Here is a 1,870-nt window from a genome sequence, read left to right as displayed (position 1 = left end):
GTGAAAGCTTAGCGAGCGATTACAGGGGGTGCGGGGGTAGCCATTTCATTAGGGGGACGTGTTATTTCACCTGTCCCAGCTTCGCCTCGCTCAAATCCAGCTCCCCCAACACCTCTCGCAACACATCATCACCAATCTGGTGATGCCGGCTAAGGCTGTACAACTCCAGACGCTGCGCCCGTAGCGCCTTCAACCGCAGTCGCCGTTCCAGCAGATCCATCTGAAACGCCAAGGCCTGGGCTTCGGCGGAGTCGTTGAACACGTCCAGCTGATGCCGGTACTCGGACATGATCTGTGCCTTGAGTTCAGCCGCCAACGCTGCCTGAGCCGCATCCTGCGGATTGATATCCTCAGTCTCCAAGGCATGAATCGCCGCTTCCGCCGTCTTGCGCCAGGCATCTCGAACTTCGTTGCGACGCTTATCGTCGGGACTTGTCTCGATACCGCGCAGCAGCAACGGTAAGACGATGCAGGCCGCGATCAACGACAGCAGAATCACCCCGGCAGCGATAAAGATCAGCAGATCACGTTCGGGAAAGGCACTGGCGCCCATCAGCATCGGCACCGACATCACACCCGCCAAAGTCACCGCACCGCGCACGCCGCCGACGGTCAGCAGCCAGCAGGAACGCGCGTTCGGCACCTGGGTGATGTCTTCCTTTCCACGCCAGCGCCGCACAAAAATGGACAGGCGCCAGGTGCTTTGTACCCAGACAAACCGCAACACCAGCAACACCAGAAAGATCGCCAGCACGTCGAAGCCGCGATACAGCAGTGTCGGCCACAGTGAATCTTCGTGGCTGGCTACCGCTTTAATGATGTCGGGTAGTTGCAAACCGAGGAGGAGAAAGATCAGGCCATTGAAGGCAAATTCGAGCAATGACCAGACGCTGCGATTGAGCAGACGGGTATTGGTCTGGCGCGGCAGCAGGTCGAGCCAGCTCTGCATCATCCCCGCCGCCACCGCTGAGAGAATGCCCGATGCGCCCACGCGCTCTGCCAGCACGTAAGCGGCAAACGGCAATAGCAACATGAATACCACGTGGGTGGCCGGATCGTCCCAACCCCGGGCGATCATCCAGAAACGCAAACGCCCGACAAGCCAGCTCAGGGCCACACCGATGGCCAGCCCGCCGACGGCCACCAACACAAAAGTCATGCTGGCATTGGTCAGGGAGAACACGCCGGTCACCGCCGCCACCAGCGCGAACTTGAAGGTCACCAGACCCGAGGCATCGTTCATCAGGGCCTCGCCCTGCAACATGTGCATCAGGGGCATGGGCAGGCGGTTCTGGGCGATCGCTGATACCGCCACGGCGTCGGTTGGCGACAACACCGCCGCCAGGGCAAAGGCCACCGGCAGCGGAATGCTCGGCAACAACCAGTGAATGAAGTAGCCGGCGCCGACCACGGTAAACAGCACCAACCCCACCGCCAGCGTCAGGATCGGCCCGCGCAGGCGCCAGAACTCGCGCTTGGGCATGCGCCAGCCATCGGAAAACAGCAGCGGCGGCAGAAACAGAAATAGAAACAATTCAGGGTCCAGCGCCACATGCAGCCCCAGCGTCGGCCAGGCGAGCAAGGCGCCTGCGGCGATTTGTACCAGCGGCAACGGCAGCGGCACCACCCGTCCGATCAGGCGCGAAACGCCCACCAGCATCAACAGGATCAGGACGGTGTAAGCGGTTTGCATAAAGCGGAGTTCCCCGGACGATCGACAGCGTTGAAGTGCCATATTAGACGCATAGACTGCGCAAGACCCTTGCACCTATGTCGCACACGGCAACCCTGAAACACCACAATCACTGTGGGAGCGGGCTTGCTCGCGAAAGCGGTGTGTCAGTCAACAGCCATTTCACTGATCCACCGC

General features: G+C 60.7%; 1 protein-coding gene. It reads right to left on the bottom strand.

Annotated features, from left to right (window positions below):
* Positions 1 to 61 precede the first annotated feature (61 nt).
* On the bottom strand, positions 62 to 1,693 hold the full coding sequence (locus ACW9JE_RS30535; protein WP_457434882.1) for a Na+/H+ antiporter: 1,632 nt from the start codon (positions 1,691 to 1,693) through the stop codon (positions 62 to 64).
* Positions 1,694 to 1,870 lie beyond the last annotated feature (177 nt).

This window comes from Pseudomonas sp. SDO55104_S430 (assembly GCF_054070595.1).
The sequence above is the reverse complement of the archived record's forward strand: the minus strand, read 5'-3'. Positions and strand labels throughout refer to the sequence as shown.

Bases quoted from the DNA above. Each gene is read 5' to 3' on its own strand.
- ACW9JE_RS30535 (WP_457434882.1), bottom strand. From the start codon at position 1,693: ATGCAAACCGCTTACACCGTCCTGATCCTGTTGATGCTGGTGGGCGTT.